The sequence below is a fragment of the Paenibacillus sp. FSL H8-0259 genome (assembly GCF_037963255.1).
Taxonomy (GTDB): Bacteria; Bacillota; Bacilli; order Paenibacillales; family Paenibacillaceae; genus Paenibacillus_AQ; species Paenibacillus_AQ phytohabitans.
In genome coordinates this window covers 7,859,946-7,875,022 of record NZ_CP150147.1, presented here as the reverse complement: position 1 = coordinate 7,875,022, position 15,077 = coordinate 7,859,946, and the positions used below count along the sequence as shown (strand labels likewise).

At 55.6% G+C, this 15,077-nt stretch carries 11 protein-coding genes; 5 read left to right on the top strand and 6 right to left on the bottom strand.

What is annotated here, in order from left to right; genetic code table 11:
- Nucleotides 1–366 precede the first annotated feature (366 nt).
- Together mprF and NSU01_RS33810 are read left to right on the top strand one after the other, a co-directional pair.
- Nucleotides 367–3,024 carry a bifunctional lysylphosphatidylglycerol flippase/synthetase MprF gene (mprF, locus tag NSU01_RS33815; protein WP_076243583.1) on the top strand — a complete coding sequence of 886 codons (2,658 nt, stop codon included), beginning with the start codon at nucleotides 367–369 and terminating at the stop codon, nucleotides 3,022–3,024.
- 241 nt (nucleotides 3,025–3,265) lie between these two features.
- Entirely contained in the window at nucleotides 3,266–4,129 is an 864-nt protein-coding gene (locus NSU01_RS33810) for a nitroreductase family protein (protein WP_042140342.1), read from the top strand.
- On the opposite strand, the gene NSU01_RS33805 is transcribed toward NSU01_RS33810, so the two are convergent.
- Complete coding sequence (locus NSU01_RS33805) at nucleotides 4,122–6,041, bottom strand: ATP-binding cassette domain-containing protein (RefSeq protein ID WP_076243582.1); 1,920 nt, start codon at nucleotides 6,039–6,041, stop codon at nucleotides 4,122–4,124. The genes NSU01_RS33810 and NSU01_RS33805 overlap by 8 nt on opposite strands.
- Entirely contained in the window at nucleotides 6,038–6,856 is an 819-nt protein-coding gene (locus NSU01_RS33800) for an ATP-binding cassette domain-containing protein (RefSeq protein ID WP_339302386.1), read from the bottom strand. The genes NSU01_RS33805 and NSU01_RS33800 overlap by 4 nt, the downstream gene beginning before the upstream one ends.
- Nucleotides 6,857–6,974: 118 nt before the next feature.
- Here NSU01_RS33800 and NSU01_RS33795 point away from each other — a divergent pair, with 118 nt between their 5' ends.
- Nucleotides 6,975–7,583: a biotin transporter BioY gene (locus tag NSU01_RS33795; RefSeq protein ID WP_042140341.1), complete on the top strand. Its 609-nt coding sequence runs from the start codon at nucleotides 6,975–6,977 to the stop codon at nucleotides 7,581–7,583.
- An 889-nt stretch (nucleotides 7,584–8,472) separates the two neighbouring features.
- Here the strand turns inward: NSU01_RS33795 and NSU01_RS33790 are convergent.
- Nucleotides 8,473–9,957, bottom strand: coding sequence for an alpha-amylase (locus NSU01_RS33790; RefSeq protein WP_042140340.1), 1,485 nt, complete (start codon nucleotides 9,955–9,957; stop codon nucleotides 8,473–8,475).
- 98 nt (nucleotides 9,958–10,055) lie between these two features.
- Nucleotides 10,056–10,901, bottom strand: a complete 846-nt coding sequence (locus NSU01_RS33785) for a DUF72 domain-containing protein (RefSeq protein WP_042140339.1) — start codon at nucleotides 10,899–10,901, stop codon at nucleotides 10,056–10,058.
- Between the two features lie 271 nt (nucleotides 10,902–11,172).
- On the opposite strand from NSU01_RS33785, the gene NSU01_RS33780 reads away from it, so the two are divergent.
- Nucleotides 11,173–12,027: an MBL fold metallo-hydrolase gene (locus tag NSU01_RS33780; protein WP_042140338.1), complete on the top strand. Its 855-nt coding sequence runs from the start codon at nucleotides 11,173–11,175 to the stop codon at nucleotides 12,025–12,027.
- A gap of 71 nt (nucleotides 12,028–12,098) precedes the next feature.
- Here the strand turns inward: NSU01_RS33780 and NSU01_RS33775 are convergent, their stop codons facing one another.
- Together NSU01_RS33775 and NSU01_RS33770 are read right to left on the bottom strand one after the other, a co-directional pair.
- Nucleotides 12,099–12,227 carry a hypothetical protein gene (locus NSU01_RS33775; RefSeq protein ID WP_256704016.1) on the bottom strand — a complete coding sequence of 43 codons (129 nt, stop codon included), beginning with the start codon at nucleotides 12,225–12,227 and terminating at the stop codon, nucleotides 12,099–12,101.
- A 105-nt stretch (nucleotides 12,228–12,332) separates the two neighbouring features.
- Complete coding sequence (locus NSU01_RS33770) at nucleotides 12,333–13,925, bottom strand: histidine kinase N-terminal 7TM domain-containing protein (RefSeq protein WP_076247682.1); 1,593 nt, start codon at nucleotides 13,923–13,925, stop codon at nucleotides 12,333–12,335.
- A gap of 368 nt (nucleotides 13,926–14,293) precedes the next feature.
- Here NSU01_RS33770 and NSU01_RS33765 point away from each other — a divergent pair, with 368 nt between their 5' ends.
- Nucleotides 14,294–15,076, top strand: a complete 783-nt coding sequence (locus tag NSU01_RS33765; RefSeq protein WP_039305637.1) for an ABC transporter ATP-binding protein — start codon at nucleotides 14,294–14,296, stop codon at nucleotides 15,074–15,076.
- The last annotated feature ends 1 nt before the right edge of the window (nucleotide 15,077 follow it).

Genomic DNA, 15,077 nt, shown 5'->3' with positions numbered 1-15,077 from the left:
CCTGAGTAGAGAACCGCCATTGCCGTGGTGACTGGTTCTCTATTGCGGTATGGTAACCCTTGTGCAGCAAGAAATAGGCGTCCGGACCGATCGCAGTCCGGGTGCCTATTTTTTGTATCCCAGTATTTTGTATCACAGGATCAATCAACCTTCGGTTTTCTGCTGAAACTCAAGCAATTCTCCGGTTACTGCGGACTCTGCAGTGATTTACACTTTGCCGGCTGTCTAACTCTGGTGAACATACAACCGTTATACGGGTCATCTGCTGCTGATATTGCTATAATAGGTTCTATGGAAAATGCTGAATATTGTTTAGCTAAGGGTGAGTTCAGCAGTAAGGGCAGGTGAAGTCATGCATTCAAAGTCATGCATTCAATGAAACAAAGATTGGAACGCTTCAGATTCGTGAGGCTGCTTCTGTCCATCTACCGGATTAAGGCGGTAAGGGCGCTTGTTCCGCTGCTGATCATCGGTCTTGTCTATTGGGAAGGGCAGAATGAGCTGAAGCAGATTCATTTGGGGATGATCATTCATGAATTAAAAGCAGTCCCCGCGCCGGCCATTCTGCAGATGCTGGGCATTTCCCTGCTCTCCGTTGCGGTCATGAGCACTTATGATTATTTAATCCGCGGGCATTTCCGCTTGCAGACCAGCTACTTAAGCACCTTCCGCTATGCCTGGATCGCTAATACGTTTAATAACCTGATCGGCTTTGCCGGTCTGGCTGGCGCGGGCCTCCGGACGCTGCTCTACAAAAAAAGCGGTGTGCCCTCGTCCGTGCTGGCACCGGCAATCGTATTTCTGTCACCGCTGATGATTACAGGGCTGTCGCTGCTCTCCTGGTGCACCCTTACCGGAATCCTTCCGGCGGATGCCCTTCTGCATGAACATCGCTGGCTGGTATTCGCGGTGTGGGGAATGGCGCTTTATTTGCCGTTTTTTGTGATTCTCCAGCGTTCCTCACTATTCGCCAAGTGGATTAACCGGGGGCAGGGCAGGACATCCTGGCTGACGGTAGCGGCTTCTGTCGGAGCTTCCCTTCTGGAGTGGACCTTTGCCGGACTGACCTTCTGGATGATTGCCGGTCAGCTGCTCGGCGGTGCTCCGTTTGTAACGGTCTTCAGCATCTATGTCGTTGCCGCCATTGCCGGCATTCTAAGCATGGCTCCCGGAGGCATCGGTGCCTTCGACCTGATTGCCCTGCTTGGACTTACCCAGCTGGGAATCCGGAGCGATCAGGCCATGGCCGTACTCGTCATCTACAGATTATTCTATTACATTGTGCCCTGGCTGATCGGACTGGTGCTGGCGGCGCTGGAGATCGGGCTGCCGGGTAAGAAGGGGACTGAACGCAGCGGAGACAGAGTTGAAACTCCCGTTACCGTATGGCAGAGGATATGGGGCTGGCCCGGCCAGTACACCTTCCTCAGCGACCTGGGGGTCTGGGCACTCGGCAAGCTGGTGCTGGCCAGCGGTCTGATTCTGCTGCTGTCCGCAGCTACACCTGAGCTGCTCTACCGGCTGCGGATCACGGAGGATCTCCTGTCCCTGCCGGTGATGCAGATTTCCCATCATCTGTCCGTGCTGATCGGCTTCATGCTAATTCTGCTGTCGCGGGGAATTTCCCTGCGTGTCCGTAGAGCGTATATCTGGACGAGTCTGCTGCTCCTCGGAGGGGCGGTATTTGCTTTTACGAAGGGGTTTGATTATGAAGAGGCGCTGTTCCTGCTGCTGGTAGGCTTAATCCTCTGGATCTCGCGGACCCGGTTCTACCGGATCAGTGTACCGCTCAGTACCAGGAGCACCGTATGGTGGCTGGCTCTGACTTCAGTTGTAGCACTCGGTTATTATGGGCTGGGGAGTTATTCGCATCACGGTTTCCTGAAGCATCTCCCATCCGGAATCCGGCCGGAATGGCTGCGGCAGCACAGCAATGTGGCGGTTACAGCTATTGGCGGACTGATCTTCTCCTGGTTGCTGCTGACTATGCTTGTTGCTCTCCGGCCGCAGCGCAAGGCCGATGAGCTTTTCGCGGATAAGGATATGGCGCGGCTGGAGCAGTTTCTGGCGGAAGGCTGGGGCAATGCCTTAAGCCATATGCTGTTTCTGGGCGACAAAAGCTTCTACTGGGCCCGGGAGGGCAGAGTGTTATTCGCTTTTGCCAGAGTAAGGGACAAGCTGGTGGTACTGGGTGATCCTCTGGGTCCGGTGGGCCTGGTCAATGACGCAATCAGCGAGTTCCGCCAGGCGGCGGATTTGTATGGACTCGCCGTAGTGTTCTACCAGGCTACACCAGCCTACCTCCCGGTGTATCAGAGCCAAGGCTACCGGTTCTTCAAGCTGGGCGAGGAAGCGTTGGTGCCGCTTGAGAACTTCAAGGCCAGCGGCCCCCGCAATGCCGATCTGCCCGGTGTGGCAAGCCGGTTTGAACGTGAGGGCTATGTCTTTAAGATTGCCGAGCCCGCGCATTCTGCAGACCTGCTGCAGGAGCTCCGGACGCTGTCGGAGGAATGGCTGGACGGGCGCCTGGAAAAAGGGTTTTCGCTGGGCTGGTTCAGCAAGCCGTATCTGCAGCTCGCTCCGCTGGCGCTGCTGCGCGGAGCTGACGGGCAACTCATGGCTTTTGCCTCCGTTGCCCCGGGCTATGACGGACACAAGACCGTGTCCATTGATCTCATGCGCCACCGCAAGGATACCCCAAACGGGACTATGGATTACTTGTTCCTGTGTCTGCTGGAGTGGGCGAAGTCGCGGGGGTTCCGCAGCTTTAATCTGGGTCATGCCCCGCAGCCTGGTGCCGGCCGGAATACCGGAGCGCTGCGCGAGGAGAAGGTGGCCCGCCTGGTCTTTGAACGCGGCGGCCACTGGTACGGATTCTCCGGCCTGCGGCGGTATAAGGAGAAATTCGGGCCGCAGTGGGAGCCGCGGTATCTGGCCTATCCTGCATCGCTTACCCTCTACCTTTTAACCCTCGATCTGGTGAGACTGGTTTCCCGCCATCCGGGTCCGGAAGATAAGGAATAAGAGCTGGACGATTCTCCTGAAATAGGGGATACTAATTTTACCAGCAACCGGACCGCAGAACAGGCAACTATTGAGTATAGATCATTTTGGGAGGGCTCCTGTTCTTAGCGGAGCCCTCTTTTTTGGGCTTGAAGCTGTAACAGGAAGGCTGAGCCAGCCAGTAAGGACTGGGCAGTTCAGGTCAGGGCAAGGCAAGGCAAGGCAGGGCAGGGTTGCGGGATAATTTGAGGAGGCGGATGTTATGGGGAATGCAGTAATGGAAATTATGGAGAAACGCAAGTCTGTGCGGACTTATGAGACCACACCAATTGATACAGCAGCCCATGCCTCCATTATGGAGTATCTGGATAAGGAAGAGAATTTGCGCGGTCCTTTTGGCGGGATATCAGGGATTGAATGGATCTGGGCCAAAGGCGGGGCGGGGGAAGGCAAGGGCATGAAGCTGGGCGCTTACGGGATCATTGTGAATCCGCAGGCTTATCTGGTAGGCTCCGTGCGTAACGGGAAGCTGGCACTGCTGGAGTTCGGATATACCTTCCAGAAGCTGATTCTTTTTGCGACCGGGCTGGGTCTTGGAACCTGCTGGATTGGCGGAACCTTTAACCGCAAATCCTTTACCCGTGAGCTGGAGCTTGCCGAAGGGGAGATTATTCCCTGCATTACGCCGCTCGGCTACGCGCGGGAGAAGCAGCGGCTGCTGGATACCACGATGCGGTATGTGGTCAGAGCCGACAATAAGAAGCCTTGGCAGGAGCTCTTCTGTGACGGTGATTTCAGCAAACGGCTGACACCGGAAGCCGCCGGGAAGCTGGCCGTCCCCATCGAGATGGTCCGGATCGGCCCGTCAGCCTCCAACAAGCAGCCATGGAGACTTGTCTTGTCTCCAGACCGGCAGCAGTTGCATTTCTACTTGGAGCATACGCCTAATTATAGCGGCAATAAGCTCGGGTTCCAGATGCAGCGGATTGATATCGGCATTGCCGCCTGCAATTTCGAGCTGGCCTGCCGCGAGCTGGATATTGCAGGCACCTGGACCATTAATGATCCGGGAATAGAAGCCGGCAGTCCGAATACAGAATACATGCTCAGCTATACACTTAGCTGATCCGGGCAACCCACCACAGCAGGCCTGCTGCCGTCAGGATACCTAGCGCAACCCATGTATCGCGCTTGTTCCAGGCCAGCTGATAGACAGGAGTCCGCTGCTTGGCGGGATCATACCCGCGCGATTCAACGGCTGTAGCCAGCTCGTCGCCCATGCCCAGGACAAGGATCAGCAGGGGTACGATGATCAGGGTAATCTGCCGCGGGGACCAGCGCGCCAGTCCGCGGGCCCTCCTGCCGCGCGAGCTTAGCGCCAGCTGCAGCTGTGTCAGCTTGCCGAGAATCCAGGGCACGAACTGCAGCGTCACGGACACAGCCAGCGACCAGTTGCGGGTCCGGATTCCAAGATGTCTCAGCGGAGCAATTCCCCATTCCAGCCCTTCACGCAGCGGAGCGCCGGTAGTGGTCTCTGTGAACAGAAACCCGAGGACGATCAGCAGCAGAAACCGCAGCACGCTGATCCCTCCGCGCTGAAGTCCCGCAGAACTGAAGCCGAGCGGACCCATACTGAAGCCGGGCGAGTTCCAGCTGAGCCCGGACAGCAGCCAGAGAAACAGGAACATGAGGAGGAACGGGCGGAAGAAGCGGAAGGCTCTCCGCCAGGAAATTCCGGCCGAAACCGTGAGTCCGGCCAGCAGGCTTGCAGCCAGCAGCAGCGGGAGGAAGGTGTCCATCCCCAGCACGGTCAGTGAACCGAGAATCATCCCCAGCCATTTGACCCGGGGATCCAGTCCCTGCCAGCGTAACCGGCCAGGGGCTTGTTTGATTGATAAGTGGTCAGATGTTGCGGGCTCCCCGTAAAGTCCCTGAGGAATCATTGAAGCCAGGGCCTCGCTTGCCGGGCCTGGCGTGGCGGCAGATAGATCCGGTGCAGCTCCGCTTGCCGGGTCTGGTGTGGCGGCGGATAGATCCGGTGCAGCTCCGCTTGCCGGGCCTGGTGTAGCGGCAGATAGAGCTGGTGCGTCTCCGCTTGCCGGGCCTATTGTGGCGGCAGATAGAGCTGGTGCGTCTCCGCTTGCCGGTGGAGATTCCGTCACGCTTCTTCTCCATTCGCTGGGCTCCTTGTGGGCGGCCGCAGGAATGCTGACAGACTGCGGAACGGGCAGAGGCTGCTTATCCAGTCCGGCGAGCAGCTCCTCCAGATTGTCCGGCAATGCTTCAAGCCAGCCGCGTTCTACAAGCCTGCGGCCTATCGAGGCATAAGCCGGAGGCGTAAGTCCGGCGGCTCGCAGCAGTCCGGGATCCGCTGTCAGTGCCGCAGCAGGGCCATCATAATGGACCGCGCCCTGCTTCATCACGATCACCCCGTCGGCAACCGGCAGAAAGCTGTCCAGATCATGCGTGCCGATGATCAGAGTCAGGCCGCTCTGCCGCAGCTCCTGCACCATTTCCAGCAGCGACTGTGCCGCCTGCGGGTCCAGTCCTGCGGTCGGCTCATCGAGAATGAGAAGCCCGGGCCGGGAGGCTATGGCTCCGGCAATACAGACCCGGCGCTTCTCGCCTCCGCTAAGCAGGAAAGGGGAACGTCCGGCGAACTCATCATAAGGCAGCCCGGTCCGCGCGAGGGCGCTGCGGATGATGCCGTCCCGCTGCACCTTAGGCACACCGCGCTGCGTCAGGCCGTATTCGATATCCTTATGGATGCTGTCTGCGAACAGCTGGGTCTCCGGCTGCTGAAATACCATAGCGACAGCCTCCCCGGCCTTGTGGTCCGCAGGCTTCGTATCCTCATGAATGATATTGCCGGATGCCGGATGCTCCAGCCCGGCGAGCAGGCGCAGCAGAGTGGACTTGCCGCTTCCGTTAACTCCGCAGAGCACGGTCAGTGTGCCTGAGGGGATATTCAGGGAGATATCCTGCACGGCGTACTTGCCGTTGTAATGGAAGGAGAGATGCTCTGCCTGAATCCTCATAGCATCGCCTCCAGCTGCAGCTCGGTCAGCGGGAGCAGATGAAGCGGCCAGTTCTGTCTCTGCAGCAGTCTCCCGATGCGGACCACGGGCGATGGAACCCATCCGAGCGCATCCGGCAGGCCGGAGGCGTAGAACAGGGTGCGCGGATCACCGTCATAGAGCAGCCGGCCATCGCCCATAACGGCAATGCGCGGGCTCTCGGCCAGCTCCTCCATCCGCTGCGTGACCCAGAGCACGGTTGTGCCGCTCCTCCATAACTGGCGGGCCAGCTCTAGAATATCCTGCCTTCCCGCCGGGTCCAGCATGGAAGTGGCCTCATCGAAGATGATCATGCCGGCATCCAGGGCAAGGCAGCAGCCGACAGCCAGGCGCTGGCGTTCTCCGCCGGACAGACTGGCGACATCTGCTTCTGCTTTGTGGGCCAGTCCTACCTGCTGCAGAATATCATGGATTCGCGTAACCATCAGAATCCGGTCCAGCCCGCGGTTCTCCAGCCCGAAAGCGATGTCCTCGAAGGGCGTAGAGCCCACCGTCTGTGCCTCGGGATTCTGAAATACAAGCTGGACCTGCTGCTTCACGTCCGCGCGGTTCTGAGGCGAGCGCAGATCCAGCCCGGCGACGGACAGACTGCCTCCTGACGGGGGAATCAGCCCGTTGAAGATGCGGACCAGCGATGTTTTGCCGCAGCCGTTGGCTCCTGTGAGTGCAACCCATTCTCCCCGTCCAATATGGATACTAATCCCTTGCAGAACCGGGCGCCTGTGCTGGCCATCCCGTAAAGACAAGGTCAAATTATGCGCCCTGATCATCCTCATGCCCGCTTTCCTTACAGCTCTAGTCAACAATCGCTCCCCATTATAACAAAGATTTGAGGATTGATGTATCCGGAGGGGGATGATATAGTGATCCTAAAAAAAGGGGGTACTCCCGGCAATGAAGAAATGGACGACCCGCGGCCTGATATTCAGTGCACTATTCGCCGCAGTTATGATCGCTCTGAGTTATTTAAAGATCTCTCTGCCTTTTTCTACTGTACCTATTACAATGCAGACCCTGGCTGTCATGCTGGCCGGTTCTATTCTGGGGGCACGCTATGGCACGCTCGCCGTACTGATCGTGATCGGACTTGCTGCTGCGGGCTTCCCGGTGATGGGCGGAAGCGGCGGACTCGCGGTGCTGGTTGGCCCGACCGCAGGCTATATATTCTCCTGGCCGTTCGTAGCCTGGCTGATCGGCTTCTTCGCCCAGCGTATAAAGCAGGATAAATATACTTTCGTGAAGCTGCTTGCGGCTAACTTTATTTTTGGTGCGCTGCTTGTCTATCCTGGCGGCGTATGGTGGCTGGCCCACTCAACCGGCATGGACTCGCTGACCAAGGCGTTAACTGCAGGTATGTGGCCGTTCATTCCGGGCGACCTGACCAAGGCAGTGCTGTGCTCTGCCGTAGTGACGGCTGTGTGGAAGGTGTATCCGATCGACCGTATTTTAAATAGTGATTCCGGCGTCTGGGCAGACGGAGAGAAGTCAACCGTCATTCGTTAGCTGGCTGTGGTTAGTTGAGGCTGCTAGTTGGCTGGCTGAGGTAGCGAATGGTTGGCTGAGGCTGGCTAGTGGCTGACTGAGGTGGCGAATGGCTGGCTAAGGTGGCTAATGGCTGGCTAAGGTGGCGAACGGCTGGCTGAGGTGGCGAATGGCTAGCTGAGGTGGCGAATGGCTGGCTGAGATGGCGAATGGCTGGCTAATGGCTGGCTGCATGGAGCAAAGAGGCGATTTCGCTGCCGTATGGCAGGGAGTCGCCTCTTTTATTGTTATTTAGAAAATTATGATATCCGTCTGTAGTGTATAGAACGTGCATGATGTCCTGGTTACGTTTCTTTGGAGCTTGGAGCCAATCCGGTTGAAGGACAAATTTGTTCTTGTATCAGGAATTCCACCGAATCCCCCGGAAGTCGGCAGCACGGTGAAATCAAAGGGATAAATCCCTCTAATTCCGCTGAAAGTGGGCTGTATGGTGAAATTAAAGGGATAAATCCCTCTAATTCCGCTGAAAGTGGGCTGTATGGTGAAATTAAAGGGATAAATCCCTCTAATTCCGTTGAAAGTGGGCTGTATGGTGAAATCAAAGGGATAAATCCCTCTAATTCCGCTGAAAGTAGGCTGTATGGTGAAATTAAAGGGATAAATCCCTCTAATCATACCTGGACGTTGACCAAAGGAGGAAGTGAAGAGCAAAAGTGCCCCTGATTTCACCGCCTGTCCTCGTCCGTCAGCCTACCGCCCGCCCCGCCTGTCCTCGCCCGCCCGCCGCCAGCCCGCCCCCGGCTGTCCTCGTCTGCCCGTCGCCCGCTCGCCGACTATCCTCGCCAGTCCACCGCCCGCCCCGGCTGTCCACCGCCCACCGCCAGTCCACCGCCCGCCCGGAGTCCAATGCTCACTCTTTCACGCAATCGTCCTCCGGCTCCGGATCGGGCAGAGCCCAGACCGAGACGCTTCCGCCATTCACCGGGAATACTGCCCAGCCGTCTTCTCCGATGGTGACAGTCTCCTGGCGGTTGCCGGTCAGATCCTCCCATACTTCCCCGCCGCGCGCTTCGCCGGCGAACATCCGCTTCTCCCCGTTGTCCCCGTTCGAGATCACTACGGCGCAGCCGGAGCCTTCGATCTCCGGAACACCGCGCCGCACCCAGCCGATGGTGTTGGGATGGTCGAAGTAATCATCCTGGTCGCCGTAGGCCTTGTTGTAACGGGCACAGAGCAGAGGATCGATGGCGTCCTTCTTGCCCTCCACCGGCGCCGGGCCACCGATACCGTAATAATCGCCGTAGAAGACAACGGGGTATCCGTCCCTCCGCAGTAGAATCAGGGCATAGGCACTCTGCTTGAACCAGTCGCCGACCCATGATTCCAGCGCCTCATGTGGCTGGGAGTCATGGTTGTCGACGAAGGTGACGGCATTGGCCGGATGCGTCTGGACCAGCGTATCGTCAAAGATATGCGTCAGATCGAAGTCCCTGCCCGCCAGCGCAGCCGAGTAGAGCTTGTAATGCAGCGATACATCGAACAGATCGATCTGATAGTCAACGGTGTTCAGGAATTCGCGGCAGGCCTCCAGATTGGAGTTCCAGAATTCGCCGACAATGTAGAAGTCTTCGCCGCGTTTCTTTTTCATCTCCGCCGCAAATTCTTTAACGAACTCATGGTTGATATGCTTAATGGCATCCAGGCGGTAGCCGCTGCACTGAAGGGTGTCGACCAGCCATTTGCCCCAGTTCAGCATTTCGTTCTTCACGTCTTCATTACTGTAATCAATATTGGCGAACATCAGATAGTCGTAATTGCCGAATTCATCATCCACATTCTGATTCCAGCCTTTATTCGTACCATCGATCCGGAATACGCCGTTCCGGCTTGCCTTGGCATCGAAATCGGTGCCGTTGAAGTGGGTGTGGTTCCATTTGAAGCTGGAGTACTCATCCCCGCGCCCCGGAAAATCAAACTTGGTCCAGCCTTCAATCTCAAACGGCTGGGAGATATCCTTATTGCGGTCGTTAGGATCGACCTCAATGACCTCAAACACCTCTGTCTCATCTGCCCCGGCCTTATGGTTCATGACCAGATCCACGTAGACCGCGATGCCGTTCTTCAGACATTCGGCAATCGCGTCGACCAGTTCCTGCTTGGTTCCGTATTTCGTGCGTACGGCACCCTTTTGATCAAATTCGCCCAGATCGTATAGATCATAGACTCCATAACCGGTATCTTCCGGAGAGACCGCCTTGGTTACGGGAGGGACCCATACGGAATCAATTCCCGCCGCCTTCAGGTCAGGGGCCATTTGGGCAAGGCGTTTCCAGTGTTCTCCGTCTGCGGCAACATGCCATTCAAAAAATTGCATCATAGTATGGTTTCTCTTCATTCCTGGTAGCCTCCTTAAGGGTTGTGAAACGAATGGAACAATTCTTGGGTCTGTTGCTTCAGCAAGGAGTAGAAGAGATTTATGTAGACCTCCGAACCTCAGGTGAATAAGTCCAGCTGGCGCGGGGCCAAACCGCCGTCAATCCCAAGCAGGGACTGCAGCTCCTGCGCATTGGGGGTGGCATCACCGGCGGAATTATTATTAAAGACTACATAGATATCACGGCAGCTCTGCGTAAGTGTAAGCAGACGGTTCTTCCATTCCACCAGTTCTTCGGTGCTGTAACGGTACAGATAGCGCAGCTTGCGCCAATCGGGATGACTGCTCTGATTCCAGCCTCCGGTATTGCGGCCGTGCAGCCGTACATAGGTGATGTCCGGCGTGGTAGCGACCGGTACAATCGGGATCGAGCCTGAACCCGCCTGCGGCTCATCGGCTATGGTATGAATCCAACCCTCCTGCTCCAGGAACTGCAGGGTTCTGCTGCGCAGCTCAGGACTGTACCAGGAATCGTTGCGGAACTCGATGGCGGAGGGCACATCCAGCATTCTTTCCTTAGCCTCACGCAGGAATTCCACATTGTCCTTGGTGCAGTCGAACCAGGGCGGGAACTGGAACAGCGTCATGGCCAGCTTGCCTGCCGAACGCACAGGGGCAATGGAGGTATGGAAGGCGCGGTACATCTCCTCCGGCGTATCGTAATAATTTTTTTTATCACGGAGATGTCCGGTCATCCCCTGGTAAGCCTTCACAATGAACTTGAACTGCTCCGGCGTCTGGTTAACCCACTTCACATAATTCTTGACCGGCTGCACGGCATAGAAAGAACTGTCGATCTCCACAATGGAAAAATAAGCGCTATACGCAGGAAGCCGGTCGGCAGGTTTGATTTTGCCGTACAGCTCCTCGTGGTCTCCGAAGCCGGTAAGCCCGATCTTAATCATAGAACGCCCTCCTTGTATCAGTCTGCTCTATGCCAGTTTCAACACTGGCTATCTCTTATTAAACTGAAAACCCGTCAAGGCAAACAAGGGCATTTGATTAAAAGCTGAAACTCAGGCAACATGAAGATAGGATTTGGAACAGAATACCGTGAATGAAAAACTGCCAATGGTGCTGTTATCACCAAAAGAGGAAGAGGATATACTCCGGCAGAATGCCTTTTATTCTGCTTACCCTACCCTTTAAGGTATAGCAATAGAAAGGAAGTTGTGTATGGAACATAAGTTTCAGGAGCTAAGTCCGCATATTCTTATCATGCATGCGGAGCATGACACGGACCGCCCGATCCTGGCGGCCGTCTCCGGCTCACGCCGGACACTGCTGATGGATGCGGGGAATTCCCCCTCCCATGCGGAGCTGTTCCGGGAAGAGCTGGCAAGAAGGGGCTGGCGTCAGCCGGATCTGCTGGCCTTGACGCACTGGCATTGGGACCATACCTTCGGGATGACAGCCTGGAACGTCCCTGTGATTGCCCATGAAGAAACAGCGCTAGTACTTAACCGGCTCGTAGGGCTGGGCGGAAGTGATGAAGAGCTGGAAGGCCTTGTGCAGGAGGGGACAATCAGTGAGGAGAGTGTAGCGCATATCCGCCTGGAATATGGCTCCCCGCGGGTAATCACCGTGGATACGCCTGATATTATATTTAGCGGAAGCATTACTGTAGATCTGGGCGGAGTCACTTGTGAGCTAAGCCATGTGGGCGGTGATCATTCAGCCGATTCCTGCGTCCTGCATGTTATAGAAGATAAAGTTCTTTTCCTGGGAGATGCCCTGGGACCGTCCGTATATGGCGGGCCGCGCCGCTACAGCAGTACCGGTTTCCTTAAGCTGCTGGAGCGTATCTACGGCTATAAGGCGGCCCTGCTTGTAGAATCACATGGAGTACCAATGACGGAACAGGAATTCCGTGCAGACCTGGTACCTTGGGAACGTCTTGCCCGGATTGTAGATGTCTTCGGGGATAACCGCGAGCGGGTGCTGCTGGAGCTGAAGACGTATCTTCAGCTGGAAGAGCTGCCGCCGGGCTTATTGCGGAGCGTGGAATATTTCCTGGAGGGCGCAAGGTGATACTCCGCAGCCGAAGCCGAGACTAGTCCCAAAAAGCAACCACCCGTTTCAGCCTCTCCAAGTCATGCGGATTAAGCTTCAATGTTGAAGACGGCACACCTGTACCGCAGTAAATAGACGGATAGTACGAATCTGCCGTTCATGATGGAGGATTTCAAACCCACATGCTGGGCCTCTAATATTTCTGTTAACTTATCCACGACATTACATCCCCTTTGGTACCCGATAAGAATTTTCCCAAAAACAACACTACCCCCGTGCTCAGGATTCTGTCCGGGCATGGGGGTAGTTGTACTGTTATGAAATTATACCGGCTTGAAATGCGTGATCGCAGAGCCGCTGGACAGATGAACGGCATTGCGGCCGTTCCGCTTGGAGGTGTAGAGTGCATGATCGGCTTCGGAGAGCAGCTCCTCCAGCGATATATTACTGCGGAAGGCTTCCACCACGCCGAAGCTTGCCGTTACATTAATGGACCCTGACAGCGTGTAGAAAGCGCTGCGCTCGATATCCCCGCGGATTTGCTCCGAGATGACCGCCGCCTGCTTCAAGGGAGTATCCGGCAGACATAAGACGAATTCCTCGCCTCCATAACGTCCGAAGATATCCTCTTCCCGCACATGCCGGCTGCATACACCCACTACATGCTGCAATGCCATATCGCCATATTGGTGTCCGTACCGGTCATTGATGCTTTTGAAGAAATCGATATCCAGCAGGATGATCGAAAAGGGGGCGGAGCGTTCGGCCGCTTCCTCCAGCAAGCCCCGGCTCAGTTCCATGAAATGCGTCCGGTTATATATACCGGTAAGGCTGTCGATGGTGGCCAGCTGCAGGAGCTTCTCCTGGAGCAGTGTCCGTTCAGTGACATCGATCAGCATAATCATCCGTCCGGCCAGATGCCCGTCATGCTTCTGCACAGGGGAGGAGCGGATCTGGTAAAAACGGACATCCTCCCCCATATTCCAGACGAGCTCCTGCTCCTCGCTGTCCCCGGGATTGGAATTCATCACATAATCGACAGCTTCCTTGCCGGCGGGAAGGAACAGCTGGGCCAGCGGCCTGCCGATTGCGGAGGCATCGAGATCCTGCAGCATCTCGGCTGCGGCCCGGTTGTAATCAACAAGCTTGTCCGAGAGGTCCATGACCAGCACGCCGTCCCGCATGCTCTCGAACAGATTCTCGCGGGCAATAGGTGCGGCGGTAAGCATGCCCCGGGAGAGAATAGCCCATATATACAGGGTGGACGTTACACTCATAATTACGGGCACGGGGTCCATTCCATACGGAGTTGCATCCATCAGGTAGAGGAATGCGCCCAGTGCGGGCAGGAACTGCCCGATGAAAATAATCACCATCTGCCGGAGATACACCCGCTTCATCCGGTTCCAGCGCCAGAGAATAAGGCACATGCCCGCCAGCATGCAGCCGAAGGTCAGACTGCCTTGCACAATATACCAGGGGCCCATGACGATATCGATCAGCGGTGTAGGGGCACCTTCCCGGAAATGCATGGATTGATAGAACAGGTGGTGGTACTCGTTGGTCCATACGAGCACGGTAGAGATTACGGGCACCGAATACAGGACGGTCAGCAGTTTTTTGGAAATCAGACGCTCCAGACCTACGAAGTGCATAATCATTAGCATGCTGGAGGGGGCGATATAGGGCATACCGAGGTACTCCACCTTAACCCACAACGCGATTTCCTGCATGGTGCTGCCGGAGAGCTCCAGCGCGAACCCGAAGGTATATATCGCCGAAGCGGCTGAGCTTACAATGAAAGCTTTTAGACCGGAAAAATCTGTCTTCCTATAATAGGCAAACAGCGCCAGCAATCCGCTCAGCACACCTGAGATAGAGACGATGACTATATAGTTGGAAATCATGGATTCCATGGGTAGCGCCTCCATGTGTAGGAATAGGCTTTGAACATTGGCTAAAGGTCTCCTATAGAAGAGTAGATATAGTTAAATGATATCACACATCTGCATAGATAACAGTTGGCAGGAATCCGGCAACAGAGGGTGAGAATACATACTAACTTTATCGGCACAATTCCAGATTATTAACAATGCAAACGGGCTCCTGGACAAAATGACGGAATTTCTCAGCGTCCATTTTACGATTTGTCTAATGTGGGTCTGCAGAGCAAAGTGTAAGATGTTAGTTAATCGAACATGTAAAGAGAAAAAGGCGTTTTTTCACAACATATGTGTTATGTTATTTAACATATAATAGTTCAGGGATGAAGGGGGAGCTGGAAATGTCATTAGTAGCGACGAAAATTCCTGAAATACAGCTGGAGAGCGTCGAGATGCGTTATAAGACGGAAACGGCTGACGTGCTTGCGCTGCATCAGGTAAGCCTTGATATTGCCAAAGGAGAGTTCGTGTCCCTGCTGGGACCTTCCGGATGCGGTAAAACCACACTGCTGAGACTGATGGCAGATCTTATAACACCAACAGCCGGAAATATCATGGTGGCCGGAAAGACGGCGAAGGAAGCGCGGCTGGCACAAAAGTATGGGATTGTCTTTCAGAGTCCGGTGCTGTATGACTGGCGGAAGGTCAAACATAATATTACGCTGCCACTGGAGCTGATGGGCGTTAAGAAATCGGTCCGCGAGGATAAAGCGCTGGAACTGCTGGATCTCGTGGGGTTGCAGGGGTTTGCTGATAAATATCCCTGGCAGCTGAGCGGAGGGATGCAGCAGCGCGTAGCCATCGCCAGAGCACTCTCGATGGAGCCGGAAATTCTGCTCATGGATGAACCCTTCTCTGCGCTGGACGAATTTACCCGCGAACGCCTGAATGAAGAGCTTCTCTCCGTCTGGAGCAAGGTCCAGAGCACGATTGTATTCGTCACCCACAGCATTCCTGAATCCATCTTCCTGTCAGACAGAGTATTCGTACTATCCCCGCATCCGGGAAGACTGTCTGCGATTGTTGATATTCCGCTGCCGCGCCCGCGGACGGCGGAGATGAGAAACAGTCCTGAGTTTTTTGAACTGATCGCCCGCATCCGCGACAGCTTCGAAGGGGTGTAGG

Bases quoted from the DNA above. Each gene is read 5' to 3' on its own strand.
- NSU01_RS33810 (WP_042140342.1), top strand. From the start codon at position 3,266: ATGGGGAATGCAGTAATGGAAATTATGGAGAAACGCAAGTCTGTGCGG.
- NSU01_RS33770 (WP_076247682.1), bottom strand. From the start codon at position 13,925: ATGGAATCCATGATTTCCAACTATATAGTCATCGTCTCTATCTCAGGT.
- mprF (WP_076243583.1), top strand. From the start codon at position 367: ATGCATTCAATGAAACAAAGATTGGAACGCTTCAGATTCGTGAGGCTG.
- NSU01_RS33765 (WP_039305637.1), top strand. From the start codon at position 14,294: ATGTCATTAGTAGCGACGAAAATTCCTGAAATACAGCTGGAGAGCGTC.
- NSU01_RS33805 (WP_076243582.1), bottom strand. From the start codon at position 6,041: ATGAGGATTCAGGCAGAGCATCTCTCCTTCCATTACAACGGCAAGTAC.
- NSU01_RS33800 (WP_339302386.1), bottom strand. From the start codon at position 6,856: ATGAGGATGATCAGGGCGCATAATTTGACCTTGTCTTTACGGGATGGC.
- NSU01_RS33785 (WP_042140339.1), bottom strand. From the start codon at position 10,901: ATGATTAAGATCGGGCTTACCGGCTTCGGAGACCACGAGGAGCTGTAC.
- NSU01_RS33795 (WP_042140341.1), top strand. From the start codon at position 6,975: ATGAAGAAATGGACGACCCGCGGCCTGATATTCAGTGCACTATTCGCC.
- NSU01_RS33780 (WP_042140338.1), top strand. From the start codon at position 11,173: ATGGAACATAAGTTTCAGGAGCTAAGTCCGCATATTCTTATCATGCAT.
- NSU01_RS33790 (WP_042140340.1), bottom strand. From the start codon at position 9,957: ATGAAGAGAAACCATACTATGATGCAATTTTTTGAATGGCATGTTGCC.